Source organism: Kribbella sp. NPDC051770, from assembly GCF_040681455.1.
Lineage (GTDB): Bacteria > Actinomycetota > Actinomycetes > Propionibacteriales > Kribbellaceae > Kribbella.
Genome location: NZ_JBFAYT010000001.1, coordinates 348,301 through 375,001, shown reverse-complemented (window position 1 = coordinate 375,001; position 26,701 = coordinate 348,301). Strand labels below are relative to the sequence as shown.

Annotated in this window: 27 protein-coding genes; 8 read left to right on the top strand and 19 right to left on the bottom strand. The window is 70.0% G+C overall.

Going from position 1 to position 26,701, the window contains the following annotated elements:
- Nucleotides 1–11 precede the first annotated feature (11 nt).
- Nucleotides 12–1,700, top strand: coding sequence for a S8 family serine peptidase (locus AB0M01_RS01810; RefSeq protein ID WP_363664944.1), 1,689 nt, complete (start codon nt 12–14; stop codon nt 1,698–1,700).
- A 54-nt stretch (nt 1,701–1,754) separates the two neighbouring features.
- On the opposite strand, the gene AB0M01_RS01805 is transcribed toward AB0M01_RS01810, so the two are convergent.
- Both AB0M01_RS01805 and AB0M01_RS01800 read right to left on the bottom strand, forming a co-directional pair.
- Nucleotides 1,755–2,549: a DUF4190 domain-containing protein gene (locus tag AB0M01_RS01805; RefSeq protein WP_363664943.1), complete on the bottom strand. Its 795-nt coding sequence runs from the start codon at nt 2,547–2,549 to the stop codon at nt 1,755–1,757.
- 102 nt (nt 2,550–2,651) lie between these two features.
- Nucleotides 2,652–3,077 carry a CBS domain-containing protein gene (locus AB0M01_RS01800; protein WP_363664942.1) on the bottom strand — a complete coding sequence of 142 codons (426 nt, stop codon included), beginning with the start codon at nt 3,075–3,077 and terminating at the stop codon, nt 2,652–2,654.
- Between the two features lie 145 nt (nt 3,078–3,222).
- Between AB0M01_RS01800 and AB0M01_RS01795 the strand changes: the two genes are divergently transcribed.
- From AB0M01_RS01795 to AB0M01_RS01780, 4 genes are all read left to right on the top strand, one after another.
- Nucleotides 3,223–4,437: an MFS transporter gene (locus tag AB0M01_RS01795; protein ID WP_363664941.1), complete on the top strand. Its 1,215-nt coding sequence runs from the start codon at nt 3,223–3,225 to the stop codon at nt 4,435–4,437.
- A 141-nt stretch (nt 4,438–4,578) separates the two neighbouring features.
- Nucleotides 4,579–4,821 (top strand): hypothetical protein, encoded by a 243-nt coding sequence (locus tag AB0M01_RS01790; protein ID WP_363664940.1) that lies wholly within the window; start codon nt 4,579–4,581, stop codon nt 4,819–4,821.
- A gap of 178 nt (nt 4,822–4,999) precedes the next feature.
- Nucleotides 5,000–5,419 (top strand): hypothetical protein, encoded by a 420-nt coding sequence (locus AB0M01_RS01785; protein WP_363664939.1) that lies wholly within the window; start codon nt 5,000–5,002, stop codon nt 5,417–5,419.
- A gap of 13 nt (nt 5,420–5,432) precedes the next feature.
- Entirely contained in the window at nt 5,433–6,305 is an 873-nt protein-coding gene (locus tag AB0M01_RS01780; RefSeq protein WP_363664938.1) for a formylglycine-generating enzyme family protein, read from the top strand.
- A 32-nt stretch (nt 6,306–6,337) separates the two neighbouring features.
- On the opposite strand, the gene AB0M01_RS01775 is transcribed toward AB0M01_RS01780, so the two are convergent.
- Genes AB0M01_RS01775 through AB0M01_RS01755 form a run of 5 tightly spaced genes read right to left on the bottom strand, consistent with a single transcriptional unit; the run spans nt 6,338 to nt 11,931 of the window.
- Nucleotides 6,338–7,429, bottom strand: a complete 1,092-nt coding sequence (locus AB0M01_RS01775; RefSeq protein WP_363664937.1) for a Gfo/Idh/MocA family oxidoreductase — start codon at nt 7,427–7,429, stop codon at nt 6,338–6,340.
- A complete protein-coding gene (locus tag AB0M01_RS01770) occupies nt 7,426–8,481 on the bottom strand; it encodes a Gfo/Idh/MocA family oxidoreductase (RefSeq protein ID WP_363664936.1) in 1,056 nt (351 codons plus the stop codon). Before AB0M01_RS01770 ends, AB0M01_RS01775 begins: the two co-directional genes overlap by 4 nt.
- Before the next feature lie 16 nt (nt 8,482–8,497).
- Nucleotides 8,498–10,126: an extracellular solute-binding protein gene (locus tag AB0M01_RS01765; RefSeq protein ID WP_363664935.1), complete on the bottom strand. Its 1,629-nt coding sequence runs from the start codon at nt 10,124–10,126 to the stop codon at nt 8,498–8,500.
- An 18-nt stretch (nt 10,127–10,144) separates the two neighbouring features.
- A complete protein-coding gene (locus tag AB0M01_RS01760; protein WP_363664934.1) occupies nt 10,145–11,068 on the bottom strand; it encodes a carbohydrate ABC transporter permease in 924 nt (307 codons plus the stop codon).
- Nucleotides 11,065–11,931 (bottom strand): ABC transporter permease subunit, encoded by an 867-nt coding sequence (locus AB0M01_RS01755; protein WP_363664933.1) that lies wholly within the window; start codon nt 11,929–11,931, stop codon nt 11,065–11,067. The genes AB0M01_RS01760 and AB0M01_RS01755 overlap by 4 nt, the downstream gene beginning before the upstream one ends.
- 270 nt (nt 11,932–12,201) lie before the next feature.
- Between AB0M01_RS01755 and AB0M01_RS01750 the strand changes: the two genes are divergently transcribed.
- The gene (locus AB0M01_RS01750; protein WP_363664932.1) at nt 12,202–13,200 is read left to right on the top strand and encodes a LacI family DNA-binding transcriptional regulator; all 999 of its coding nucleotides are present in this window, start codon (nt 12,202–12,204) and stop codon (nt 13,198–13,200) included.
- Between the two features lie 14 nt (nt 13,201–13,214).
- Here AB0M01_RS01750 and hisN read toward each other — a convergent pair whose 3' ends face one another.
- The gene (gene hisN, locus AB0M01_RS01745; protein WP_363664931.1) at nt 13,215–13,994 is read right to left on the bottom strand and encodes a histidinol-phosphatase; all 780 of its coding nucleotides are present in this window, start codon (nt 13,992–13,994) and stop codon (nt 13,215–13,217) included.
- 18 nt (nt 13,995–14,012) lie between these two features.
- Between hisN and AB0M01_RS01740 the strand changes: the two genes are divergently transcribed.
- Both AB0M01_RS01740 and AB0M01_RS01735 read left to right on the top strand, forming a co-directional pair.
- Nucleotides 14,013–14,153: a hypothetical protein gene (locus tag AB0M01_RS01740; RefSeq protein WP_363664930.1), complete on the top strand. Its 141-nt coding sequence runs from the start codon at nt 14,013–14,015 to the stop codon at nt 14,151–14,153.
- 74 nt (nt 14,154–14,227) lie between these two features.
- Nucleotides 14,228–14,722 carry a DUF2231 domain-containing protein gene (locus tag AB0M01_RS01735; protein ID WP_363664929.1) on the top strand — a complete coding sequence of 165 codons (495 nt, stop codon included), beginning with the start codon at nt 14,228–14,230 and terminating at the stop codon, nt 14,720–14,722.
- Here the strand turns inward: AB0M01_RS01735 and AB0M01_RS01730 are convergent, their stop codons facing one another.
- From AB0M01_RS01730 to aspS, 11 genes are all read right to left on the bottom strand, one after another.
- Nucleotides 14,723–15,472 carry a siderophore-interacting protein gene (locus AB0M01_RS01730; RefSeq protein ID WP_363664928.1) on the bottom strand — a complete coding sequence of 250 codons (750 nt, stop codon included), beginning with the start codon at nt 15,470–15,472 and terminating at the stop codon, nt 14,723–14,725. It abuts the gene before it with no gap.
- Entirely contained in the window at nt 15,472–15,597 is a 126-nt protein-coding gene (locus AB0M01_RS01725) for a hypothetical protein (protein WP_363664927.1), read from the bottom strand. The genes AB0M01_RS01730 and AB0M01_RS01725 overlap by 1 nt, the downstream gene beginning before the upstream one ends.
- A 127-nt stretch (nt 15,598–15,724) precedes the next feature.
- A complete protein-coding gene (rsgA, locus tag AB0M01_RS01720) occupies nt 15,725–16,714 on the bottom strand; it encodes a ribosome small subunit-dependent GTPase A (protein WP_363664926.1) in 990 nt (329 codons plus the stop codon).
- Nucleotides 16,715–16,742: 28 nt separating this feature from the next.
- Nucleotides 16,743–18,014, bottom strand: coding sequence for a 3-phosphoshikimate 1-carboxyvinyltransferase (aroA, locus tag AB0M01_RS01715; RefSeq protein WP_363664925.1), 1,272 nt, complete (start codon nt 18,012–18,014; stop codon nt 16,743–16,745).
- 128 nt (nt 18,015–18,142) lie between these two features.
- Nucleotides 18,143–18,733, bottom strand: coding sequence for a DoxX family protein (locus AB0M01_RS01710; protein ID WP_363664924.1), 591 nt, complete (start codon nt 18,731–18,733; stop codon nt 18,143–18,145).
- Nucleotides 18,734–18,801: 68 nt separating this feature from the next.
- Nucleotides 18,802–19,527 (bottom strand): DsbA family oxidoreductase, encoded by a 726-nt coding sequence (locus tag AB0M01_RS01705; protein ID WP_363664923.1) that lies wholly within the window; start codon nt 19,525–19,527, stop codon nt 18,802–18,804.
- An 83-nt stretch (nt 19,528–19,610) separates the two neighbouring features.
- Nucleotides 19,611–20,405: an alpha/beta hydrolase gene (locus tag AB0M01_RS01700; protein WP_363664922.1), complete on the bottom strand. Its 795-nt coding sequence runs from the start codon at nt 20,403–20,405 to the stop codon at nt 19,611–19,613.
- A complete protein-coding gene (locus AB0M01_RS01695) occupies nt 20,402–21,112 on the bottom strand; it encodes an alpha/beta hydrolase (RefSeq protein ID WP_363664921.1) in 711 nt (236 codons plus the stop codon). The genes AB0M01_RS01700 and AB0M01_RS01695 overlap by 4 nt, the downstream gene beginning before the upstream one ends.
- 137 nt (nt 21,113–21,249) lie before the next feature.
- Entirely contained in the window at nt 21,250–23,880 is a 2,631-nt protein-coding gene (locus tag AB0M01_RS01690) for an AAA family ATPase (RefSeq protein ID WP_363664920.1), read from the bottom strand.
- 15 nt (nt 23,881–23,895) lie between these two features.
- The gene (locus tag AB0M01_RS01685) at nt 23,896–25,149 is read right to left on the bottom strand and encodes an ArgE/DapE family deacylase (RefSeq protein ID WP_363664919.1); all 1,254 of its coding nucleotides are present in this window, start codon (nt 25,147–25,149) and stop codon (nt 23,896–23,898) included.
- A gap of 151 nt (nt 25,150–25,300) precedes the next feature.
- On the bottom strand, nt 25,301–26,584 hold the full coding sequence (gene aspS / locus AB0M01_RS01680) for an aspartate--tRNA(Asn) ligase (protein ID WP_363664918.1): 1,284 nt from the start codon (nt 26,582–26,584) through the stop codon (nt 25,301–25,303).
- Nucleotides 26,585–26,701: the final 117 nt, after the last annotated feature.

Below are 26,701 nucleotides of genomic sequence, written 5' to 3'. Positions count from 1 at the left end.
GGGATCCGCTCGTGAGAGACGTCCGCAGATCGTTGTACGCGGCATCGGGTGCGTTGGCACTGGTCGCCGCCGGCCTGGCCGTGCCGGTCGTCGCCGGCGCCCAGGCGCAGGGTGGCAGCACCGAGTACCTGGTCCTGGTCGAGCAGGGGGCCGACCGGGCGCAGGCGCTGGCCGCTGTCAAGGCCGCCGGGGGTGAAGTGGTCAAGGAGAACACCAACCTGGGCACGATCACCGTGCGGGCGGCCTCCTCGGGCTTCGCCAGCCAGGTGTCGGCCTCCGGCGCGGTCGAGGGCGCCACCCGGAGCCGGCCGATCGGGCAGCTGCCGCGGTCCAAGCCGGCCCACGTCGAGCAGGAGAAGGGCGCGGCCAAGGCCGCCAAGGCGGCCGCGAAGGGTGCCAAGGGCATGGACCCGCTGGACCCGCAGCTGTGGGGCCTGAAGATGGTCCGCTCGGACCTGGCCCGGACCGTGCAGCCCGGCAAGAAGCAGGTCAAGGTCGGCGTCCTCGACTCCGGCATCGACGCCCGCAATCCCGACATCGCGCCGAACTTCGACTGGAAGCTGTCCCGCAACTTCGCCTCCGACCTGCCCGAGATCGACGGGCCGTGCGAGTTCCGCGGCTGCGTCGACCCGGTCGGCTGGGACGACAGCGGCCACGGCACCCACGTGGCCGGCACGATCGGTGCCGCGGTCAACGGTCTCGGCGTCTCCGGCGTCGCGCCGAACGTGACGCTGGTCGAGATCCGCGGCGGCCAGGACAGCGGGTTCGTGTTCCTCGGCCCGGTACTCGACGCGCTCACCTACGCCGGTGACGTCGGGCTGGACGTGGTGAACATGTCGTTCTACGTCGACCCGTGGCTCTACAACTGCATCAACAACCCGGCCGACAGCCCGGAGGCGCAGCTGGAGCAGCGGACCACGATCCGGGCCATGCAGCGGGCGCTGAACTACGCGCACAACCGCGACGTCACGCTGGTCGGGTCGCTCGGCAACAACCACGAGGACCTGGGCAAGCCGCGCGTCGACATCTCCAGCCCGGACTTCGGCGACGTCCCGCCGTACCCGCGGACGATCGACAACGCGACCTGTGTCGACCTGCCGGTCGAGGGCCCGCACGTGATCGGTGTCTCCGCGCTCGGCCCGTCGGGCAAGAAGGCGGACTACTCCAACTACGGTCTGGAGCAGACCGAGGTGTCGGCCCCCGGTGGCTGGTTCCGCGACTACTTCGGGACGCCGCAGCACCGGGTCAACGAGAACCTGATCCTGTCGACATACCCGGTGAACACGCTCCAGGCCGACGGCCTGGTCGATGCCGACGGCAACATCACCGAGGCCGGTGTGACCGGCGGCGTGCAGAAGCAGTGCAAGCCGGGCGAGACCGACTACACCAAGTGCGGCTACTACAACTGGCTGCAGGGCACGTCGATGGCGTCCCCGCACGCGACCGGTGTCGCCGCGCTGATCGTCAGCGAGTACGGCAAGAAGGGCAAGGGCAACTCGTTCGGCCTGAACCCGGACAAGGTCCGCAACATCATGCTCGGCTCCGCCCAGGAGCGTGCGTGCCCGAACCCGCCGCTGGTCTCGTACGCCAACGAGGGCCGGCCGGCCGAGTTCGACGCGCTGTGCGAGGGCAACCGCACCTTCAACGGCTTCTACGGCAACGGGATCGTGGATGCCTGGGCTGCGGTGACTCGGTACTGACAACGGCATGACAAAGGCCCCGACCGCTACGGCGGCCGGGGCCTTTGGCGTCTTCTAGCGGGGTGCGAGGAGGCAGGTGACGCTGTGGTCGCCGAGGCTCCAGCTGTCTTCGGTGGGGTGCAGGTAGAAGATGTCGGACAGGTCGGTGGCCTGTTCGCGGAGTTGCTTCCAACGGTCGGTGCAGCCAGTCTCGGCGCTGGCCTGGACGGCGTCGAGGCCGGGGAAGGAGCCCTTGGGGAGCTCGAAGACGGCGTAGACCTTGCCGCCGTTGGGCTGCGAGCAGGGCTGGACCTTGATGTCCTGGACCTCGCCCTCCTGCACCTCCGCGACGCAGTCGCCGACCCTCAGCTTCTCCGGCGCCACGTCGGCGGTCGCGGTGACCTGGCCGGAGGCGTCGCGCTCGGGGTCGGAGTCGGAGAACGCGACCGCGAGCACGATGCCGACCAGCCACAGGCAGGCCAGGACGATGCCGGCGATCGCCATCCCCTTGCCCTTCTCGCGGGTCTTCGGGATCCGGACCAGGGCGACGATGCCGAAGATGATCGCGAACGGGATCGCGCTGATCACGCCGAGGACGAGGGAGAGGATGGCGAAGACGCTGGTCTTCTGCTGCTGGGGCGGGAGCTGGTTCTGGCCGCCGGGGTAGCCGTACGGCGGTTGGCCGTACTGCGGTGGCCCGGGCTGGCCGTACTGGGGCTGGTTCGGGTCGGGTTGGCCGTACTGCGGGGCGCCGTACTGCGGCGGTGGGGTGCCCTGGCCGTACTGGGGTGACGGTTGTCCTTGACCCGACTGGTCACCGGGTCGCTGCGGCGGCCCGGGCGGTCCGGCCGGCGGTTCGGTTGGCTCCATGAACGGACTGTAGTCCTGTGGGAGCGCAGGGCAACGATCCGGCGGCTCCCGCGTGCCGCGGGAGCCGGCGGACCGGCGGACAGGCTGGTGCGGGTGGAAAGATCAGCCGGCGATGTAGTTCGAGAGCTGTTCCTTCTCGAACTCCAGCTCGCCGATCCGGGACTTCACCACGTCGCCGATGCTGACGATGCCGGTCAGGGCGTCGTCGACCACCACCGGGACGTGCCGGATCCGGCGGTCCGTCATCAGCCGCATCAGGTTGTCGATCAGGTCGTCGGGTCCGCAGGTGTGCACCGGGGACGTCATGATCGCGCTGACCCGGACCTCGCCCGCGTCAGGTGTGCCGTGCAGGAGCCGGACCACGTCCCGTTCGGAGACGATGCCGGCCACGCTGGAGCCGTCCGGACTGACCACGAGCGCGCCGACGTTGTGCTCGGCGAGCAGCGCGAGCAGCTCGGTGACGGTGGCTTCGGGGGAGATGGTGACGACCTGGTTGCCTTTACCGCGCAATACGTCGTTGATCTTCACGGAGCCTCCTGCTGAATCGAGAGCCCAAGACCCCACGGTAGCGGTTCGGCGCCCTGAACGGCAGGTCTGGCAGAATGCGCGCGGTGACCGCCGCCTGTCCCGCCCGCCGGAACCCGGGTCCATTTTCGTCACGGTCGGTGATCGGATGAGCTGGCGCGACGACCTCGCGGTGCTGCGGCACCCGGACGTGCGGACCTTCGTGTCGGCCCGGTTCGTGGCCGTGCTCGGGTCGTCGATCGCGCCGATCGCGCTGGTGTTCGCCGTACTGGACGTGTCCGACTCGGCGACCGCGGTCGGCGTCGTGCTGGCCGCGCGGAGCATCCCGAACGTGGTGTTCCTGCTGATCGGCGGGGTGATCGCCGACCGGTTGCCTCGGCACCTGGTGCTGATCGTTGCCAACACCGTGAGCGCGCTGACGCAGGCGCTGGCCGCGATCCTCGTGCTGTCGGGGCACGCGCAGATCTGGCAGCTGGTGGTGATCGAGGCGCTGAACGGCGCCGCGTCGGCGTTCGTGATGCCGGCGTTGATGGGGATCATGCCGGCGCTGGTCGAGCCGGTCGAGCTGCCGCAGGCCAACGCCGTCGCGGGGTTCGCGCGCTCGGCGGCGCTCGTCGGAGGCGGCGCTGTGGCCGGCGTGATCGTGGGGTTCACGAGCCCCGGGGTCGGGTTGGCGGTCGATGCGGCGACGTTCGCGCTGGCCGTCGTACTGTTCGCGCGGCTGACGCTGCCGCCGGTCGAACGTACCCGTACGTCGATCCTGCGCGACCTGCGGGAAGGTTGGGCCGAGTTCGTGTCGCGGCAGTGGGTGTGGAGCGTGGTCGCGGCGTTCAGCGTGCTCAACCTGATCTTCGTCGCGTGCTACTCGACCCTCGGCCCGGTGATCGCCGACGACACCTTCGGGCGGGCCGGCTGGGGTGCGGTCAGCGCGTGCTTCGGCGCCGGGCTTGTTGCCGGAGGCATCTTGATGATCCGGCTGAAACCGCGCTACCCGGTGCGGGTCGGCATGTTCGGCATGCTCGCCGCGCTGCCGGTCTTCGCGGCGCTCGCGCTCGCGCCGAACACGGTGACGGTCGCCGCGGCGGCCTTCGCCGTCGGCCTGGGGTTCGAAACGTTCGGCATCGGCTGGGAGACCGCGCTCGGGCAACACATCCCGCTCGACAAGCTGTCGCGGGTGGCGTCGTACGACATGCTCGGTTCGTTCGTGACCGGACCGCTCGGCCAACTGCTGGTCGGCTACGTGACCGCGGCGACCAGCGCAAAGGCCGTCCAGCTGTACGGCGGCGGCATCTACCTCGTGGTCGTCCTCCTCACCCTGCTGGTCCCCGCCGTCTGGCGCCTCCAGCGCTACGCCGCCGACTGACCCGGCGCGTCTCCTGGCCGAAAGTACGAGGCAGCCCCAGGACTTCGTCCTGGTGGTCGAGGTGCCGCCCGCTCCACCCCGCCTACGTTCGAACTATCGGGTTGCTCCGTCCGGGAGCGGCCTCTTGGGGAAGGAACTGGGATGAAGCGGGTGTGGCCGGAGGACGAGCCGTGGTGGCAGTTCACTCCTCGGAACTTGGCGACGGGGTATCTGACGTTGTTCGCCGCGGGGCTGTTGCTGGTGTGGAGTGGGGTGGAGCTGACGCACGGCGGGCTCGGGACCGGGCGGACCGTGTTGTTCGTGGTGATCGCCGTGTGCGGTGTGGCGATGTTGTGCCAATCGACGTACGGGGTGAAGAAGCTGCTGCGTCGGCGGGCTCGCTGACAGGTTGTACTCTCTGTCGCGGTGCTGTGGCTGAAACGGCCGCGGTACAGGCCGTGCTGGCCCCCGAGCACGGACGGAAACGTCCTCTGCCGGCAGCGACCTGGAGTTGGCTGTGTCTGATTCTTCTGTTGAACCTGATCACCGTGACGCGCTGATCGGGCGGATCCATGATCGTCGGGTGGTGCTCGACGCGTTTCTCGATCGGGCCCGGCCGCGGAACCATCGGCTGGGCACGATCGGGGTGGTGAGCAGTGCGCTGACCGCCGTACTGACTGCTGGGCCTGCTGTGGGTGGGCAGGAATTCGCCAGTTCGGTGCAAGGGGCCTTGGGCCTGCCGTCCAGTACGGCGGTGTGGCAGGGGCTGTGTCTGCTCGGGCTCGCCATCTCGGTGGTGGCCGCGATCTGTACGAACCTGCTGCGGTCGCAGGAGACCGCCGAGCGGATCAGCGCCGCCGAGCAGGTGGGGGCGGAGCTGAACGGCGTACAGACGTTGCTGGAGCTCGGGCGGCTGGATCTGGCGAGTGCGTTGGAGGTGTACCAGAAGTCGCTGAGCCGGACGCCGTTCATCGACGAGGATCTCGCGCCGAGCAAGGGGTGAGTACGGTGGGCGGGTGAGCGAGGGGTGTTGCAGTCCGCGGCGGGAGCCGGGAAGCGTCGTCGGTGAGATCCACGTCGCTCCGGCGACCACTTCGGCCATCGAACGCCGGCGGATCGAGCAAGGCGCCTTCCTGATGGGTACCGAGGACGCCGACGCGTTCGCGGCCGACGGCGAAGGGCCGGTGCGCGAGGTCGAGGTGGACGCGTTCGCGATCGGCGTCACCGCGGTGACCACCGCGCAGTTCGCCGAGTTCGTCGCGGCGACCGGGTTCGTGACCGAGGCCGAGCGGTTCGGGTGGAGCTTCGTGTTCGCGGGGTTCCTCCCGGCCGCCGTACGGAAGGTCAGTCGGCGGCCGCCGGCGACGCCGTGGTGGTGCGGGGTCGAGGGCGCGACGTGGGATCGGCCGGAAGGGCCGCAGTCCGACGTACAGGGTCGCGAGGATCATCCGGTCGTGCACGTCTCCTGGTCGGACGCGGTCGCGTTCTGCTCCTGGGCCGGCGGTCGGCTCCCGACCGAGCCGGAGTGGGAGCGCGCGGCCCGCGGTGGGCTCGAGCAGAAGCGCTTCCCGTGGGGCGACGAGCTGACGCCCGACGGGAAGCATCTGTGCAACATCTGGCAGGGCACGTTCCCGGTGAAGAACACCCTCGACGACGGCCACCGCGGCACCGGGCCGGTCCGCTCGTACCCGCCGAACGGGTACGGCCTCTACGAGGTGGTCGGCAACGTGTGGGAGTGGACGGCCGACGCCTGGGGCGAGAACCGCGCGATGCGCGGCGGCTCGTACCTGTGCCACGCCTCGTACTGCAACCGCTACCGCGTCGCCGCCCGCTCCGCCAACGACCCGACCAGTACGGCGGGCAACCTCGGCTTCCGCTGCGCTTGGTAGCCCTCGCCCGGCGGCGAGGGCTACCAGCAGCATCAGGGCGCGAACGCCTCGGTCAGCTCCGACTGCGGCAAACCGCCGTTCAACGCCTGGTAGAACGGATGCCCCGGGACGAGATCAGCACGCCGTACGGCCTGGCCGGTCAGCGCCGACGCGTACAGCGCCGTCACGAACTCCATCGTCGGCCGCGTGCTCTCCAGCGTCGTGTCGTGCGTACGCCCGGCCAGCAGATCGTCGACCAGGCGCCCGAGCTGCGCCTCGTGGCTGCTCGCCACATCCTCACCAGCCGATGACGTCCACGTGTCGGCCGCATCCGGTGCCGGCGTGTACTTCCAGTCCGCGTCCTTGTAGCCGTACAGGTGGTTGACCTCGAGCGACCCACCGGTGGTGTCGATCCGGATCCGGCTCAGCTCCTGCGGCGAGAGCAGGCTGTTGATCACCGTCGCGACGGCGTTGCTCTCGAAGATCACCGACGCCATCGACACGTCCTCGAACTCGACCGGACGGTCCAGCCGGACGGCGGTGGCGTTGATCGTCTTCCACGGCCCGAGCAGGTGCAGCAGCAGGTCGATCTGGTGGATGCCGTGGCCGAGCGTCGGTCCGCCGCCCTCGCCGACCCACGTCCCGCGCCACTCCGGGTCGAAGTACGGCCGCGGCCGGAACCACAGCGTCTCGCAGACCGCGACCTGCGGCGCACCCAACGTCCCGGCGGCCAGGAGCTCAGCAGCCCGTACGGCGCCGGACCCGTGCCGGTGCTGGAAGACGACGTACACCGACCCCTCGCTGGAACGCTCGGCCTCGGCGACCGCGTCGAGCTCGGCCAGGCTGAGCACCGGCGGCTTCTCCAGCAGCACCGACTTCCCGGCGGCCAGCACCTCGATGGCGATCTCGGCGTGGCTGCCCGGTGGCGTCGTCACCGTGACCAGGTCGGGATCGACCGCGGCCAGCAGCTCGGTGACGCTGCCGAACGGCTTCGATCCGTGTTTGTCCGCGAGCGCCTGCGCGTTCGCGGCGACGATGTCGGCGACCCCGACCAGCGTCGTACGGCCGGTGCTCGCGAACGCCTCCGCGTGCCGCCGGCTGATGCCTCCGGCACCGACTACCGCGACCTTGAGCTGTGCTGTCACTTGGCGGCTCCCCGTACGGCGGCGTTCTGCTGTGCCGTCAGCGCCAGCCGCATGGTCTCGAAGGTGTGCTCCTGCGGCGCGGCCGTCGTCGTCCGCTCCTGGACGTCGCGGACCAGGTCCGGGTAGTAGGTGAGCTCGACGTCGGAGCAGTCGATGTACTCGGTCTTCTCGCCGTCGACGACGAACAGGTGGTTGCCGCCGTCGCGGCCGGCGATGTCGACGTACTTGCGCAGCTCGATGTAGCCCTCGGTGCCGAGGATCATCAGCCGGCCGTCACCCCAGGTGCCGAGGCCGGCCGGGGTGTACCAGTCGACCCGGATGTAGCCCTGGGCATGGTCGCTGCGCAGCAGCAGGTCGCCGAAGTCCTGCAGGCCGGGCTTGTCCGGGTTGGCGAAGTTGCCGACCGAGCTCGTCACCACCTCGGCGGTGCGCGAGTCGGTGTACCAGAGGAACTGGTCGATCTGGTGCGAGGCGATGTCGGCCAGGATGCCGCCGTACCGCTCCTTCTCGAAGAACCAGTCCGGGCGCCCGGCGTTGCCGCCGAGGTGGCCGCGGTCGCCGATCCGGTGCGGGCCGAGGCCGATGGTCTGGACGACGGTCCCGATCCGGCCCTCGCGGACCAGCTGGCCGGCCTTGATCGCCGACTTGACCTCGAACCGCTCGGAGAACGTCACCGACCAGAACCGGCCGGTCTCGGCGACCGCCTTCTCGATGTCGGCCAGCTGGTCGTGGGTGACGCAGCCGGGCTTGTCGGCGACGACGTCCTTGCCCGACCGCAGGGCGGCGACGGCGATCGGCCCGCGCCGGTCCGGGACGGCGGCGGTGACGATCAGGTCGAGGTCGTCGCGGGCGATCAGCTCGTCACCGTCGTCGACGTACGGTACGTCGGGGTAGCGCTCGCGGACCTGGTTCGCGACGCCCGAGCCCGGGTCGTCGGTGGCCATCGCGACGAACTCGGCCCCGGCCTTGATCAGCCCGGCGACCTGGCCGTGGATGTGGGCGTGGTCGAGTCCGACCGCGGCGAACCTGACGGGTTGGTGCGTGGAGGTCAAAGGTCTTCCTTTCACGTCAGCGCGAAGCTTCGAGTGCCTGGGCGTACTCCTCGGCGATCTTGTCCCCACCGCCGCTCTTCCACTTCTTCACCGCACCGGCCCAGGCGGAGACCGGTTTGCGGCCCTGGATGATGTCCTCGGTCACGGTCGTCATGTCCTCGCCGAGCTGCGACCCCTTGCGGACGTTGGTCTCGGAGTACAGACCGGCGACCGGATCGGCGAGCGCGTCGGGAACGATCTCCTTCATCGCATTGAACTCCACCGTGCTGTCGCCCTGCTTCTCGGGCAGGAAGATCGTCCACGGCCCGTCGGCCTGGTACATCAGGCCGAGCTGGGTCTCGCTGAACCCCTTGTCGGTCAGGACCGGGTTGCCGTCGACGACCTTGTGGTGGACGACCGGCAGACCGAACTTGCGGAACAGGTACTCCTGGGTGCCGAACGGCGCCGCCAGGAAGTTCAGGTACGCCAGCAGGGTCTCGACGCGGCCCTCGGCCTTCTTGCTGATCGCCGTCGTCGCGAGGTTGGGCGCGCCCAGCCAGATCTTGCCCTGGCCCGAGCCGTCGTGCTTGGGCGGCGCGATGATGCCGATCCGGGCCTGGTCGCTGATCGCCGTCTGCAGGTAGCTCGGCCAGCCGCTGAAGGTGTCGACGACCAGTGGGCTCGACCCGTTGCCGAAGCGGACCTTCAGGTCCTGGTTCTGGCCGGAGAAGGCGTCGGGGTGGATGTAGCCGGCGCTCCACAGCTTGCGCAGGATCTCGAAGACCTCCTCGTGCGCCGGGTGCTCGAGGTGGCTGACGACCTTCTTGCCGTCCTCGCTCCAGTTGTTCGGGATGTCGAACATGTTCCGGACGAAGATCGTCGGCGACGTCGCCAGCGCGAACCGGTTCTGGCGCTTGTCGGTCAGCGCCTTGCACAGCTCGACGAAGTCGTCGACGTTCTTGACCTCGGCCGCGACGCCCTGTTTCTCCAGCAGGTCCGCGCGGCTGTAGAGCGCCTGGGAACTGATCGCGCCCCGCGGGATCGGTACGGCGTAGATCTTGTTGCCGAAGATGCACGAGTTCCAGTGCACCTCGGGAAGGTTCGCCAGGAACGGGTACTTCTTGATCTTGTCGCCCGACAGGTGCGGGGTCAGGTCGACGGCCTTGGCCTCCAGCAGGCTCGGGATCTGCGGTACGGCGCCGACCATGAAGATGTCGCCGAGCTGGTCGCCGGCCACCGAGGTGGCGAACTTCTGCGGGTAGTCCACCGACGGCGTCAGACTCACCGAGACCGGCGAGCCGACCCGCTTGTTGAGCTCCTGCCAGAAGCGGTTCTGCTCGAGCTTCGGCGGGATCGGCGTGTTGGTGAAGGTCAGGACGTTGATCGGCTTGCCGTCACCGGGCGGGTTCGCGATCGCCCGGACCGGATCGGCCGGGTACTTGGTGAACGCGTTCGGGATGTTGAACTCGGCACCGGCCAGGTCCGGCTTGACCCCGGTGTACGGCAGGTACGCCGGCCGGACGCCGGACGCCGACCCGGTGTTGCCCTGCCCGGTGGTTCCGCCGCGGCCCTCGTTGGAGCAGCCGCCGACGACGCCGGACAGACCGAGCGCTCCGACGCCGCCCAGCAGGGCCCGGCGGCCGATCCGTGAATCATCAGTGTTCATCGTTCTGCCTTTCTCGTGTCAGCCCTTCACGGCGCCGGTCAGCACGCCCTTGGCGAAATGCCGTTGGACAAACGGGTAGACGCACAGGATCGGAATGATGGAAATCATCAGAATTGCCATTTGAATCGAAGTCTGGGGTGGTAGCGCCTCACTCGCGCCGCCGAGGTCCTGGGCGCCGATTTCGACACCGTTGACGACGTACGTGCGCAGGACCAGCTGCAACGGCCATTTGCTGGCGTCGCTCAGGTAGAGCAGGGCGCCGAAGAATCCGTTCCAGAATCCGACGCCGTAGAAGAGCCCGACCACGGCGACGACCGCCTTCGACAGCGGCAGCCCGATGTGCCAGAAGACCTTCCACTCCGAGGCGCCGTCGATCTTGGCCGAGTCGAGCACCTCGACCGGCAGCCCGGCGAAGTACGCCCGGACGACGATGACGTTGAACGCGCTCACCGACGTCGGCAGGATGACTGCCCACAGGCTGTTCAGCAGACCGAACTGCTGCACGACCAGATAGGTCGGGATCAGGCCGGGGTTGAACAGCAGGCTGATCAGCACGAGCAGCAGCAACGGCTTGTTCCCGAGGGTTCCCCGCCGGCTCAGTGCCCAGCCGAGGGTGCAGGTGAGCAGCAGCGCGATCGCCGTACCGACGGCGGTGATGAAGGCGCTCACCAGGAGCGCCTGCGTCACGGTCCCGCCGGACAGGATCGACTTGTACGCCGTGAGGTCGAACCCGTGCGGCAGCAGCACGAAGCCACCGGCCTCGATCACTGCCTTCGGGCTCGCCAGGCTGGTGGAGATCACGCCGACGAACGGGAGGATGACGGCCGCGCAGATCGCGGTCAGGAAGACTGCCTTGACGATGCGCTCCGCCAGGCTCGGCATCGGCATGCCGCCCACCAGGACCTTGGGCCGGCTGCGTGGTTCGGTACTGAGTCGGCTCATCCGCGGTAGACCCCTTCCTCACCCATCCGGTGCGCGATTTTGTTGGCGGTCAGGACCAGGGCCAGCGCGACGACGCTCTTCACCAGGCCGACCGCGGCCGCCACGCCCCAGTCGCCGCCGAGGATCCCGTTGTTGTAGACGTAGGTGTCGAGCACTTCGCTCGCATCGACTCCCACGCCCTGCTGCTGCAGGATGATCTGCTCGAAACCGACCGTGAGCGAGTCCCCGAGCTTGAGGATCAGCAGCAGGATGATGATCGGTTTCAGGCCCGGCAGCGTCACGTGCCAGGTCTGGCGCCAGCGACTGGCACCGTCCGCGGCGGACGCCTCGTACAGGGACTTGTCGATCTGCGACAGCACGGCCAGGAACAGGATCGTGGCCCAGCCGGTGTCCTTCCACATCACCTGCGAGGTCAGCAGGGCGCGGAACGCGTCGGCGTTGCCGATGATGTTCAGCGGGTCGTAGCCGTGGGCCCGCAACCAGTTGTTGATCATGCCGGTGCCGCCCAGCACTTGCTGGAACACGGCGACCACGATCACCCAGGACATGAAGTGCGGGACGTAGATGATCGTCTGGACGATCTGGCGCAGCCGGTTCGACAGCAGGCTGTGCAGCACCAGCGCGACCACGATCGGGGCCGGGAAGACGATGACGGTCTGGATCAGCGTCAGCACCAGCGTGTTCTTGACCGCGTTCAGGAACTCCGGGTCGCCGTTGAAGACGGTGGTGAAGTTCTCGACGCCCGACCAGAGGCTCTGCCCGACCCCCAGGTAGGGCTGGTAGTCCTGGAAGGCGATGACGTTGCCCCAGAGCGGGTAGTACTGGAAGGCGAAGATGACCAGCATGCCGGGAATAGCCAGCAAGAGGACAGGATAATCTCGTCGTAAACGCTCGCGAAAGGAAAGTTTTCGGCTGCGGGCGGCATCGCTCATAGGCGCTCCCGGGGTCAATCAATAAAATGTGATCGATCCACTTCTGATCCGGTAGCTAACCGCAGCCTGTCCGACGATGTCAACCCCTCGGACCGGGATCGGACGGATGTCAGGTCAAACGTTGTAGAACCCAACCAGTGAACGGTTGGATCGGTTAACGTGTGTGCCGCAGCGGCGCTGCGGAGGGGAAGGTGTGCAGAGGTGGAGCAGAAACGGCCGGCGACGATCCATCAGGTGGCACGGCTGGCGGGGGTGTCGCACACGACGGTCTCGCGCTACCTGCAGGACGCCGAGAGCCTGAAACCGAAGACCCGGATCAAGGTCGAGTTCGCGGTCAAGACCCTCGACTACCGGCCGAACCTGGTCGCCCGCTCGATGCGCACCCGGCGGACCAACCGGCTCGCGATCGTGCTCGCCTCCGGGCCGCACTTCCCCGGCCGGCTGCTCGCTGCCGCGACCGAGACGGCGCACCGGGCCGGGTACCAGGTCGAGGTGGTCAGCGTCGAAGGCGGTTCGCGGGCGCGGTCGGCGCGGATCGAGGACCTGGCGCGATCGGGTGCCGTGGAGGGGATCCTGGCGATCTCACCGACCGGGCTGAAGAGCCGCAAGCTCCGGCAGGTCCCGATCGTCGAGAGCGAGACGTACGACGACAAGCTGCGCGGCCTCGGCGAGCTCGCCGAGGCGACCGAGGTGGTGGAGATCGTCGAGTACCTCGCCTCGCTGGGGCACCGGTCGTTCTTCCATGTCGCGGGGGACCAGGACTTCGCCTCGGCGCGGAACCGCAAAGCCGTTTACCTGGAGGCGATCGAGCGCCTCGGGCTGCGCTCGATCGGCGTGTACGACGGCGACTGGACCGCGCAGTCGGGGTACGACGCGATCGCTGCGCTGGCCGGCGACTGCGGGGTGACCGCTGTGGTCGCGGCGAACGACGTGGTCGCGATGGGCGTGGTGCGTGCGGCGCGCGAGCGGGGGTGGAGCGTGCCGGACGACCTGAGTGTGTTCGGGTGGGACGACGAGGTGATGGGGAAGTTCGCGACGCCGTCGCTGTCGACGGTCGCGGTCGACCGCGAGGCGCAGGGACGGGACGCGATCCTGCGGCTGCTGGCGGAGATCAGGGACGAACCGGCGCCGAAGGCGGCGGAGCGGGGGATCAACCGGCTGATCTTCCGGGAGTCCACCGGGCCCGCGCCTGCGGTCTGAACGTCGTACTGGTCTCAGGTGAGGCGGTTGAGGACGTCCTCGTGCAGGCGGCCGTTGGTCGCGACGGCGTTCGCGCCGTTCGGGCCGGGCTTGCCGTCGACCGAGGTGAACTTGCCGCCGGCCTCGTCGACGATGATCGACAGCGCGGCCATGTCGTACAGGTTGAGCTCCGGCTCCGCCGCGATGTCGACGGCGCCTTCGGCGACCAGCATGTACGACCAGAAGTCGCCGTACGCGCGGGTGCGCCAGGCGTCGTCCATCAGGTTCGCCCACTGGTCGCGCTTGCCGAGCTTGTCCCAGCCCTTCAGCGACGAGTACGACAGCGAGGCGTCCTCCACCTTGCTCACATCACTCACCCGGCAGGGCTGCGCCGACATCAGCGCCCGGCCCGTCCACGCGCCGTCGCCGTACGACGCCCACCAGCGCCGCCCGAGCGCCGGCGCCGACACGACGCCGACGACGACCTGGTCCTCGATCATCAGGCTGATCAGCGTCGCCCAGACCGGGACGCCGCGGATGTAGTTCTTCGTCCCGTCGATCGGGTCGACCACCCAGCGCCGCGGCCCCCAGCCGGTCGTCCCGTCCTCCTCGCCGACGAACGCGTCCCGCGGCCGGGCCCGGCTCAGCGTCTTGCGCATCACGTCCTCGACCCGCTGGTCGGCGTCGCTGACCGGCGTCAGGTCCGGCTTCGTCGCGACGTGCAGGTCGAGCGCCTTGTACCGGTCCATCGTGGTCGAGTCCGCGTCGTCGGCCAGGATGTGCGCGAGCCGCAGGTCGTCCGTGTGCGAAGGCATGCCGGAAGGCTACCCGCGATGGGCTCACCACGAGCGCGCGGTCCGGCGTACGGCGGGACGACCGGTCGCGGGCCGAGCCGCGCTCGGCGGGTTGATCAGTGGTGCATGTCGGAGCCGGTCGCGGCGGTGCACCGGCTCGGAGCGGTCGCCGGCTACTAGGCTGATTGAACCGTTCTGGGTGGTTGAACGTGCAGTTAGTGTCAGTTCACTACGGCCGGGCCGCGGGAGGCGTCATGTTCGAGCGCTTTGGGGATCTTCCTCTGCATGTGTTGGTGATCCATGCGGCCGTGGTGGTGCTGCCGGTGGCGGCGCTGACCGCGATCGTGTTCGCGCTGGTCCCGAAGTGGCGCTGGCTGCTGCGCTGGCCGGCGCTGCTGCTCGGCCTCGGCGGGCTCGTCGTCGCGTTCGTCGCCAAGGAGAGCGGCGAGGCGTTCCTCGCGGCGATCCCGGAGCTGGAGCCCGCGGTGAAGCTGCACCAGGATCGCGGCGACCTGCTGTTCTGGTTCGTGGTCGGCTTCGCGGTGCTGGTGGTGCTCGCGTTCGTACTGCTGGCCGGTCCGTCCGCGCTGGCGAGCGGAAAGGGCGCCAAGGCAACGAAGAGCCAGCCGCTCGAGTGGGTGCTGAGCGCGGCGTTGGTGGTGGTCGGCGTACTGGTCATCTACCAGACGATCCGCACCGGCGACGCCGGCGCGAAGGCGGTCTGGGACGGGCAGCTTCCGCCGAAGTAGTCAGCCCTCCGACTGGCCGGCCTTCCAGTAGCCGCCGAAGTAGTGCGGCTTGCTGTCCCAGCCGAGCGTCCCGGTGAGATGCCGACGGATGTCGCGCACGATGCTGGTCTCACCCGCCACCCACGCGTACGGCGTACCGTCCGGCAGCTCGGCCGAGCGGACCGCGTCGGCGAGCCCGCCGCCGACGCACCACTCGACCTTCACCTGCGCGGCGGTCTCGAACTCACGCACATCCTCCGCGTGCGGCACCTGAACGAACACTCGCGCCACCGCGTCCGCGGGCAGCGCCGAGATGATCGACGCCAGCGCCGGTACGGCGGTGTCGTCACCGACCAGCAACTGCCAGTCCGGCCTGCGCGGCATGTACTGGTAGGCCTTCGGGTTGTCCCCGATCTCCGGCCCGATGATCCCGAGCCGGCTCCCCGGTGCGGCCGACAACGCCCACGCCGCCGCCGGCCCCGCGTCCCCGTGCAGCGCGAACTCGATGTCGATCTCCTCGCCGCGCTGCGCCCGGATCGTGAACGTCCGCATCACCGGCCGCACGTCGTCGGCCATCTCGCGGTAGACGCCGTACCAGTCCTCCGCCGGCGGAAGCACCGGCTCGTCCTGCCCCGGCTGCGCGAGCAGGATCTTGATCCGCTGATCGAACCCACCGGTCTCCAACGTCGAGCACCCGGCCAGCGTCACGGTCAGAAACGACGGGCTGGTACGCCGTACGCCGGTCACGGTGCCCATCACCACGGCGGGCATCAGACGCTCCCGGACAGGAACTCGGGGCGGCCCTCCAGCGGTGCGAGGTTGCGACCGCCGGCCGTGAGTGCCTCGCCGTCTGGTCCCGCGGCTGATGCCTCGTCCTGGATCAGTTCACTGCGCATGCTTCAATCCTAGCCTTAGGTAAGGCTAGCCTCACAAGCTACATCTCGGTCGGTGGCGGGACCTTCAGCCGCAGCGCCGGCTCCGGGCAGGCCTCAGGTCGGGCCCGGGGGCGGCCATCGCGGCTGCTCAGGTTGGGTCGGGGCGACCCTCTCGGCTGGCCAGGAGGCGGCGGAAGGACGCGACGCGTTCGGCGTCCACGCGGCCTTCGGTGACGGCCTCGTCGAGGCCGCAGCCGGGGTCGGACTCGGAGTGGCCGCAGGCGCGCGGGCAGTTGGCGGTTTCGTCGGCGAGGTCGGGGAAGGCGTGGATCAGCTGGTCCGGCTCGACGTGGGCGAGGCCGAAGGAGCGGATGCCGGGGGTGTCGACGATCCAGCCGCCCTCGGGCAGGCGGAGGAGGAGGGCGCTCGTGGACGTGTGGCGGCCGCGGCCGGTGTTGTCGTTGACGACGCCGATGGCGCGGTTGGTCCCGGGGACCAGCGCGTTGACGAGGGTCGACTTGCCGACGCCCGAGTGCCCGACCATCACGCTCGTACGGTCGCGGAGCTGCTCGTTGAGCTCGTCGAGGTTGCCACCCTGCTGCGTCGCCACGGACTCGACACCGAGCGGCCGGTACGTCGAGAGCAGCGGCTCGGGGTCGGCGAGATCGGTCTTGGTCAGGCAGAGCAGCGGGCGCATGCCGGCGTCGTACGCCGCGACGAGGAAGCGGTCGATCAGCCGCGTCCGAGGCTCCGGGTTGGCGACCGCGACCACGATCACCAGCTGATCGGCGTTCGCGACCAGCGGCCGCTCGACCGGGTCGTCGTCGTCGGCCGAACGCCGCAGCAGCGTCGTCCGCGGCAGCACCTCGACGATCCGCGCGAGCGTGCCCTCGGCGCCGCTCGAGTCCCCGTCGAGCTTCACCCGGTCGCCGACGATCACACCCTTCCGCCCGAGCTGCCGCGCCTTCATCGCGGTCACCACCCGGTCGCCTTCGCCGACCCACGTCGTGTACCGCCCGCGATCACGCGTGATCACGAACCCGGTCACCGCGTCCTCGTACGCCGGCCGATCCTTCGTCCGCGGCCGAGTCCGCCGCTTCGGCCGGTCGTACTTGGCCTCCTCGTCGTACCGCGACATCAGCAGCTCACCTGTGCAGAAGAACGCATCAGCCGACCAAGCTCGACCAGAGGTCGGGGAACTCCGGCAATGTCTTCGCCGTGGTGGCGATGTTCTCGATCTGGATGCCTTCTACGGCGAGGCCTACTACCGCGGCGGCGTGGGCCATGCGGTGGTCGTTGTAGGTGGCGAAGACGCCGCCGTGCAAGGGCTTCGGGCGGAACTCGAGGCCGTCGGGGGTTTGGGAGACGTCGCCGCCGAGGGCGTTGAACTCGGTTTCGAGGGCGGCCAGGCGGTCGGTCTCGTGGTTGCGGAGGTGGGCGATGCCGCGGAAGTAGGACGGGCCGTCGGCCAAGGCGGCGATGGCGGCGAGGACGGGGGAGAGCTCGCCGACCTCGCTCAGGTCCAAGTCGACCGCGGAGATGCGGCCGGTGCCGCGGACGGTCAGGTCGCCGCCGGACAAGGTGACCTCGGCGCCGAAGCGGGAGAGGAGGTCGGGGAGTTGGCCGCCCGGTTGAGTCGTCACAGACGGCCAGCCGGTGACCGTGACGGTGCCGCCGGTGACGACGGCGGCGGCCAGGAACGGGGCGGCGTTGGAGAGGTCGGGCTCGATGACCGTGTCCAGGGCGCGGATCGGGCCGGGGGCAACGATCCAGCGGTTGGGTTCGGAGTCGTCGACGGTGACGCCGCGTTCGCGGAGCATGGCGATCGACATGTCCAGGTGCGGCTGGGACGGGACGGGCTTGCCGTCGTGGCGCAGGTCCACACCGAGGTCGTAGCGCGCGCCGGCCAGCAGCAGGGCGGAGACGAACTGCGACGAGCCGGAGGCGTCGAGGGTGACCTCGCCGCCGCGGACCGAACCCGATCCGTTCACGGCGTACGGCATCCGGCCGGTGCCGTGGTCGTCGATCTCGACGCCGAGCGTGCGCAGCGCGCCGAGGATGACGTTCATCGGGCGCTCCCGCGCGTACGGGTCGCCGTCGAAGGAGACGATGCCGTCGGCGAGCGCGGCAACCGGCGGGACGAAGCGCATCACCGTCCCGGCCAGGCCGCAGTCGACGGACGCCGGGCCCTTCAGCGATCCCGGGGTCACCGTGACCAGGCCGTCGTGCTCGGTGATGCCGACGCCGAGCGAGACCAGCGCGGCCTTCATCAGCGCGGTGTCCCGGGCGGCGAGCAAGCCGGAGAGGGTGGAGGGCCCGTCCGCGAGCGCGGCCAGGATCAGCGCGCGGTTGCTGATCGACTTCGATCCGGGCACGGTGACCCGGCCGTTGACCGCCCCGGCCGGGCGCGGTGCCGGCCAGCCCTCTGACGTCCCCATTGCACTCCTCAAGCGAATTCCGATGTCGCTCAAGAGCCTAGGGCATCGCCGCCGAACGCCGTCGCGCTCTGTCCACAGGCAACAAAAAAACCGGCACCCGCCAGAAGACGGGTGCCGGTCCTCGGAACTCAGATGAAGGGCAGCTCGGCCTTCGCCGTCTGCGCGGCCAGCTTCGCCTCGCGGCGCGCCGCCTTCGCCAGCTGCTTGGTCTCGCGCTTGGCCAGCTTCGCGCCGCGCTTGGTCTCCCGCTTGGCCGCCTTCGCGCCGTGCGACGCCCGCCAGACCAGCCCGGGCTGACCCTCGGTGTCGACCGCCGCGAGCAGCAGCCCACCGAACAGCCCGAGGTTCTTCATGAACTGGACCCGCTGCACCTGCTTGGCCTGCTTGTCCTTCTCCAGCCAGAACGGGTGCCCGGCCATCGTCGTCGGCACCAGCGAGGCAGCCAGTACGGCGGCGCCGACGCGCCGACCCTTGCCGCTGGCCAGCGCGAGCCCGCCGAGGACCTGGACCGCGCCGTTCAGCCGGACCAGGTTCGCTGTCGTGTCAGGAATCCGGTCGCCGACCTGCGGCGGCGCGACCCGCTTGGCCAGCGGCACCAGGCGGTCCGTCACCGGCTGCGCCTTCGGAACCAGCGGCTCCGGGTTGCGCACCTGGTTGGCGCCCTGCACGACGAAGATGATGGACAGCAACGGCCTGGCCAGTGCGCGCACGACAGTCATGGCTCCTTCTTACATCGTCCGGCAAACCGATCTGGGCACCGGTACCCGTGTGTCTCCGGCTCAACCCCTCAGACCGGGCAGCCGTCCGGGCCGCAGGTCGCGTCGTCGGTGCTGCCGGGAGCGGTGATCAGCGTCACCGGCTTGCGGTCGGCCGCGGCGCGCCGCAGGGCCTCCTGGAAGACCTCGGTCGGCTGGGCGCCGCTCACGCCGTACTTGTCGTCGATGACGAAGAACGGGACGCCGTTGGCGCCGTACGCGAGGGCCTGGGCCTGGTCGGCGGCCACCTCCTGCTCGTACGCCGTACTGGCGAGGACCGCGGCGACGCGGTCGGCGGGGAGGCCGCACTCGGTGGCGAGGTCGGTCAGCGTCGCGTGGTCGCCGACCGGGAGGCCGTCGGTGAAGTACGCCTTCAGCAGGCGCTCCTTGAGCCGGGACTGCGTGTCGGCCGGGACCTCGCCGGAGGCGCCGAGCTCGCGGGCCAGGTGCAGCAGGCGGTGCGCGTCGACGGTGTTCGCGGACTTGGCGATGCCGAAGTCGAAGTCGAGGCCGTGCTCGCGGGCGACGGTGGTGACGTGCTCGTTGGCCTGCAGGCCCCACTCGCGGCCGCGGCCGTACTTCTCGCCGAGGCGGGTGGCGAGGTCGCGGGGGTCGTCGTTGGTGGCGCCGGGGTCGAGCTGGAAGCTGTGGAAGACCACCTCGGCCTGCTCGCCGGAGGCGGCGAGGGCTTCTTCGAGCCGGCGCTTGCCGATGTAGCACCAGGGGCAGACGACATCGGACCAGACATCAATACGCATAAAGAGTTTTAAGAGTTGTGGTGGGGGTTCTATTCCCACGGCAGAGGAGCAGGTGCCGAGTGGCACCTGCTCCTCTGGTGATTTCAGCGGGTGGCTCGTTCGATCAGGTTCGTCACCTTCTCCGGCTGGGACAGCGCGACCAGGTGGGAGGCGTTGACCTCGACGATCGTCGCCTTCGCGCGCTTGGCCATGAAGCGTTCGCCGGCCGGCGGGATGGCCTTGTCGCCGGTCGCGACGACCGCGTACTTCGGGAGGTTCGCCGGGGCCGACTTCGCGACCGTCTCGCCGAAGACCGACGCGGAGACCGGGCGCTGCGACGCACCGAGCAGGGCGGCCTGCTTGCGGGGGAGGTCCGCGGCGAAGACCTGGCGGAAGGACTCGGGCTTCATCACCAGGTCGGCGCCACCGGCGTACGTGATCGTGTTGGTGGTGTCGGGGCCGATCTCGCTGCCGGGGTACTTCGCGGTCAGGTCGCCGAGGTTCTCGCCGGCCTGCGGGATGTACGCCGCGACGTAGACCAGCGACTTGACGCCGGGGGCGCCGGCGAGCTGGGTGATCAGCGCGCCGCCGTACGAGTGGCCGACGAGCACCTTCGGGCCGGGGATGCCGGCCAGGACGCCGGTCAGGTACGTCGTGTCGGTCGCGATGCTGCGCAGCGGGACCGCCGGTACGACGACCTGGTAGCCGTCGCGCTGGAGGCGCTCGGACACCTCGTTCCAGCTGGAGCCGTCGGCGAAGGCGCCGTGGATCAGGACGACGGTCGGCTTCGGGGTGCTGTGGTGGGCGGGGCCGGCGGCGGCAGTGGTGACGCCGGCGGTCAGGAGGGCGGCGGAGGCGACTCCGGCGACGGTGGCGAGGAAGCGGCGACGGGTGCTCACTTGTCCGCACCTGCCTCGACCGCGCTCGCGACGAACTCGGCGACGGCCAGCGGCTGCGAGACCGCGACCGCGTGCGAACCGTCGACCTCGGTCACCTTGGCGCCGATCCGCTCGGCCATCCCGCGCTGGGCCACCGGCGGGATCGCGTTGTCGGCGGTCGCGACCAGGTAGTAGCTCGGCAGCCGCTTCCAGCTCGCCGGGCCGGACTTCTCCTCGAAGGCGGCGGCCGCGATCGGCCGCTGCGAGCGGCCCATCACCAGCGCCTGCCCGGCCGGTACGTCGGCCGCGAAGATGTGCTGGAACTTGTCCAGGTCGATCCCGAGGTAGGTCTGCGCACCGAACTGGTGCGGCACCAGCGAGGCGCCGAAGTCGTTGGCCGGGTAGTTGGCCAGGTGCTCGAGGATGCCCTCGTTCTCCTCCAGCGCGAACGCGGTCACGTAGACCAGGGCGACGACGTTGTCGGCGTCGTTGGCCGCGGAGGTGATCACCGCGCCGCCGTAGGAGTGGCCGACCAGCACGACCGGGCCGTCGATCTCGCGGGCCAGCGCCGCGACCTTGGCACCGTCGGCGGCCGCTCCGGCCAGGTCGTTCGGTACGGCGATCGCCGTGATGCCGCGGTTCTCCAGCTCGGCGATCACGCCGGCCCAGCTGCCGCCGTCGGCGAAGGCTCCGTGCACCAGCAGCGCGGTGGGGTTCTTCTCGCTCATCTCTCGTCCTCGGTTCTCGTTCGCGGTTTTCCCTTGTGCCCCTAGAAAACCGCTCCGGGGCGGTTCGCCGGATCGACCGAAAACGGGAACTTCAGCACCTGCTGACCAGGCTCAGCCCGAGGTGGTGCACCCAAAACTCATGCGTTCGGGGGAGCGCTGAACCGCTGGAGGACCAGCCGGGTGAGCTGGACGCGTGAGTTCACGTCGAGCTTGCTGAAGACGTTGCGCAGGTGGGTGCCGACGGTGCTGGCCGACAGGACCAGCTCCTCGGCGGCGGACCGGTTGGTGTGGCCGTCCGCGACGAGCAGCGCGACCTTGCGCTCCATCGGAGTCAGCGCCTCCCAGCCGGACTCCGGCCTGGTCGGTACGGCGGCCCAGCGGCGTCGCCGTACTCCCGCTGCTTGCAGAACAGCCTGCACCGGTACGGCGAGCGCTGTGGCGCCCAGCTGGGTGTAGGAGTCGAGCGCACGCTCCAGCGCGGCGATGGCGGTACTGCGGTCGCCGTGCTCCAGCTCCACTCGGCCGTGGAGCTCGTCGGCGGCTGCTGCGAGGAGCCGGCGGTCGCTGGTGCGCAGGTCGTCGGCTGCGCTGGCCAGGGCGGGCAGGTCTCGGTCGTTGGCCGCAGCCACGAGCGCGGCTGCGCTGGTGGCTGCGGGCGTAGCCGCTGCCTGCTCGGCCAGGAGCCCAGCGACTGTCTGCGCGGCGGCTGGCGCCGAGGCGCCGAGTGTGACCGTTGCTGCGCGGACCAGCAGCTCCGGCCGGAGCGGGTGATCCAGGGGAGTGGTGAGCAGCCGTGAGGCTGCAGCAGCGTCGCCGTCGGCCAGTGCGAGCAGGGCTCGGACTGGTTCGTCCGGGACCTTGCGGGCAGCCGCTAGATCACTCTGGAGCACAGCGATCAGCGCGAGCACTTGTCGCGCCATCGGCTCGACCGACGGCTCGTGGAACTCAGCGGACCAACGGAGGCTGGCCCTGGCGGCTTCGCCGGCCGCCGGGAGGTTGCCGACAGCAAGCTCCAGCTGAGCCCGCAGGAGAGCGACCTGCGGGGCCAGCCAGGAGTCGCCGGGTAGTCCCTCGGAGAGCCGCTGGAGAGCGGCCGCTGGTTCGCCTGCGTGGGCACGGCTGAACAGTTCAGCCAGCTCGACCCGCACCGCTGGGGGCGCGCCGACAGCGTCTCCGGCCGTTGAGCGGGCGACGGCGTACGCCTCGGCGGCTTCGGCGAAGCGGCCTGCGGCTGCTGCCTGCTCGGCTCTGGCGAGCTGGAGGACAGCCGATGCGACAAGGTCATCTGTCGGGAACGGCTCGGCTGCTCCGGCCAGTACTTGGTAGGCCGTCAGGCGGTCGGCCAGCGGGCTCGATGCGCCGGGGACAGTGAGGCGGGAGGCGTCGAGCGCACCCGTCGCCCACTCGTGCGGCGCCAGGAGCAGCCGGACTCGCGCGGTCAGCTCCGGCGTGACCGGGCCCTGGTAGAGCGCCGTTCCGCCCACCAGGTCGTCGGCGAACGCCCGCGCCGCGTCGTACTGGCGGGCGACCAGCAGGATCTCGACCACGTCCGCGCCGACCTCGCCGCGGATCGCCTGGTCGACCGGAGTCAGCTCGAACGTCTCCTGGATCACCGACATCGCGGTGATCGACATGGTGCTGAGCAGGTCCCGCGCAGCCGTGCGGAGCGTGCTGATCGCGCTCAGGTCGCCCACAGCGGCCGTCGCCAGGATGTGCGGCGCCGCAGCGGACGCGCCCTGCTCGGTCAGCAGCAGCTGGTCAGCCACCGCCGAGTGCAGCGCCCGCTGAGCCGACGGCGGCAAATCAGCCAGTACGGCGGCCCGCAGCAGCTCGTGCCGGAAGGTCAGGTGGGCGCCGCTGTCCGCCAGCAGCCCAGCACGGATCGCCTCGTCCAGCGGCTCGGCCAGGCGAGCGACACCCTCGCCCATGAGCGCAGCGACGTCCTCCAGCCGGAACTCGCTGCCGAACACAGCAGCAGTTCGCAGCAACGACCTGGAGAGCTCAGTAGTGCCAGCGGTCCGTCGGCGAACACCCTCGACGAGCCCGGCGGGCAGCGGGCCCTGCGGCGATCCATCCGCCAGGTAGAGGCCTGCGACAACCTGCTCGACCAGGAAGGGGACGCCCTGGGCGCCTCCGAGTCGCACGGTCAGCGCAGCATCGATCGGCTGGTTCAACCGGTCTGCGGCGATCTGCAGTACGGCCTCGGTGTCCAGCGGAGCCAGCTGCACCAGATGCACCGGCAGCTGATCGCCCAGCGCATCGACAAGCTGGTCGGTCACCCCACCAGGCGAGGGACGCGTCGCCAGCAGCCACATCACCCGCCGGTCAGCCAGCCGCGACACCACCACCCGCAGTACGAACCCAGTCAGTGGGTCAGACCACTGCGCGTCGTCCAGCACCACCAGCGCGGCCGTTCCAGCGAGCCGCTGACCGATGAGGTCGGCCAGCCGCTCAGCAAGCCACAGCGGCTGCGTGTTGAGCGCAGCCAGCTCCAGGAAGTGCTCGGTCCCGATCAGCGGCTCCTTGCCGGCCCGCAACGCCGGAGCGAGCGAGGCCAGCGGACTGATGTTGTCCGTCTGGTGCGCCGTCGCCGTAGCGACCAGCATCCCGTGCCGCTCAGCCTGCTCGACCGCCGCATGCAGCAGCGCCGACTTCCCGATACCCGGCTCACCGGTCACCACCGTCAGCGAAGCAGTGCCCTGATCTGCCGCGCGCATTGCCTCCAGCAACCGGCCCAACTCAGCCGAGCGCCCACGCAGCGGATCCATGGCCACTTTGTACCACTAGGCGCAGCGCCGTACCGCCAACAACGCATAGACCCGCGCGCAGTGCAGCACCTCAGCCAGCGCCACGTGCTCGTCCGTCGCGTGGGCCACCCGGACGTCACCAGGCCCGTACTGCAACGTCGGTACGCCGGCAGCGGCGTACTGGCGCAGGTCCGACCCGTACGGCCCGCCGCGGACCTCAGCAGCGCCAGCACCTGTGTCGGCGATCGCCTGCAGCGTGTCGGCGAGCAGGGGGTCGCCCTCCGGCAGCAGACCCGAGGCGAACACCCCGCCGGGCCAGCTGACCTTCACCGGGTGGTCCCGCAGCCAGTCGTCCTTCTCGCACGCCGCAGCAACAGTCTCCTCGAACGCAGCGCGCGCCTCCTCGACCGGCTCACCCAGCCGTACGCCGTACCGGCCCTCGGCCATCAGTTGGTCGGGCACTGTGCTCGCCCAGTCGCCGGAGGTGACCCGGCCGATCGACAGCGGGTTGGCCAGGTCCAGGTGCGCCAGCAGCGGGTGCGGCTCCCGGTTGCGTGCGGCCTCCAGTTCGCGCAGCGCGGCGTGCACGGGCTCGAACTTCTCGATCGCGCTGATGCCCCTGGTCCGGGTCGAGCCGTGCGTGGCCAGCCCGGGAACCTCCAGCCTGAAGGTGAGCGAGCCGGCGTTCGCGGGGATCACCGTGCCGGCAGTCGGCTCCGCGATCAGGCAGGCCGCGCCGGTGTGCCCGCGGCGCAGCGTCGCGAACGTGCCGAGGCCGCCGTCCTCCTCGCCGACCACCGTGTGCACGGCCAGCGGCCGCCGCAACTCGATGCCCGAGGCAACAACTGCGCGGACCGCGCCGAGGATCGCCGCGATCCCGCTCTTCATGTCGCAGGTGCCGCGGCCCCACATGATCCCGTCGGTGACGCGGGCGGAGTACGGGTCGCCGTCCGGCCAGAGCGCAAGATCACCCGGCGGGACGACGTCGACGTGCCCGTTGAAGATCAGCCCTGGTGTCCCGTCGCCGAGCGTCCCGACACAGCCCCAGGCGTCGCTGCGGGCGACCTCCATCCCGGGGAACGCGGGATCGCCGACGATCGCCGGAAGGTCGAACTGCCAGTGGTCGACCGTCATTCCGAGCGTGCTCAGCCGCCCGACCACCCACTCCTGGGCCACGTTCTCCTCGGCGGTCCCGTCGACACTCGGGATCCGCACCAGCTCCCGCAGCTCCTCGACGATCAGGTCGTCGTCCAGTGCCGCCAGCACGGCCCGCTCCACGTCAGCACTCATGGCGCACATCATGCACCGGCCACGTCGCCCATCACCTCTCAAGTACCAGCCACCTGTCGGGGGTCGGTACTTGAGAGGTAACGGGCGAGGTGGCTTTCAAGTACCGGCCACCTGTCGGGGGCTGGTACTTGAGAGGGGGTCGTGCTCTAGCTCACGGAGTCAACCGATGCAGGTCGCGCGGGAACAACGTCACCTCTCGGACGTTCTCCGCACCCGTCAGCCGCGCGACGAACCGCTCCAACCCGATCGCGAAGCCGCCGTGCGGTGGCATGCCGTGCCGGAACGCCTGCAGGTACGAGCTGTACGCCGGTGCCTCGGCTGATTCGCCTCTGGCCTCCAGCGCCGCCACGTAGTCGCTGTAGCGGTGCAGCCGCTGCCCACCGGTGACCAGCTCGACGCCCCGGAACAGCAGGTCGAAGGAGTTCGACCAGGTCGGGTCCGACGGTTGCGGGTGCGTGTAGAACGGCCGCTTCACCATCGGGTAGCCCTCGACGGCCACGAAGTCGCTGCCGTGCTCCCGCAGCGCCCACTCGCCCAGCGCCCGCTCGTCGGCCGGCGACAGGTCAGGCTCGCCCGCGTCCGCCCCGGCGAGCTTCAGCGCCTCCGAGAAGTGCAGCACCGGTACTTCGACCGGGATCTCCGGCAGCTCGACGCCGAGCCGTTCCAGCGCCGTACCGGCTCTGGAACCGACCGCTGCGAGCATGCCCGCCACCACCTCGCGCAGCACCGCCAGCACGTCCCGGTGGTCGTTGATGAACCCCAGCTCCGCGTCCAGCGACACGTACTCGGCCAGGTGCCGCACGGTGTCGTGCGGCTCGGCCCGGAACACCGGACCGACCTCGTAGACCCGCTCGAAGACACCGACCATCGTCTGCTTGTAGAACTGCGGCGACTGCGCCAGGTACGCCGGACCGCCGAAGTAGTCGAGCGCGAACACGTTCGCACCGGACTCGGTCGCCGTACCGACGATCTTCGGCGTCTGGATCTCCGTGAAGTCCAGCCCGTCCAGCGTGCTCCGGAAGCCGTGCAGTGCAGCTGCGGCGACCTCCCAGCCGGCGCGGACCGCTGGGTGCCGCAGCGCGACCGGTGCGTTGTCCAGCACGACCGGCAGCCCGGCACCGACCGCTGGACGCCACAGCTCGATCGGCGGCGTACGGGCTGGTTCGGTCAGCGGGACGATCACCGGGTCGACCAGCTCGGCCCCACCGGGCGCCTGCGGGTTGGCGGCGACCGTACCGGTCACCTGGACGACGGTCTCCTCGCTGAGCTCGTCCAGCTGCTCCTGGGCGCCCTTGAGCACGATCTGGGCCAGGCCGGAGCGGTCCCGCAGGACCAGGAAGCTGACCGCGGCCAGCCGTCGTCTTCGGTGCACCCAGCCGGCCACCGTGACGGTCTGGCCCACTGCTGAGGGGATCTCGTGGTTGAGAATGCGCATCGCTGTTTTCACCTCCGTCGGATTGCTCGAACCCCGGAGGTGTGGGCGAAGGGGACTCGCGGTGCCACCACACCTTCACCGAGCGATGCTCGGCCTCTTGCTACGCATTCGCTCAGG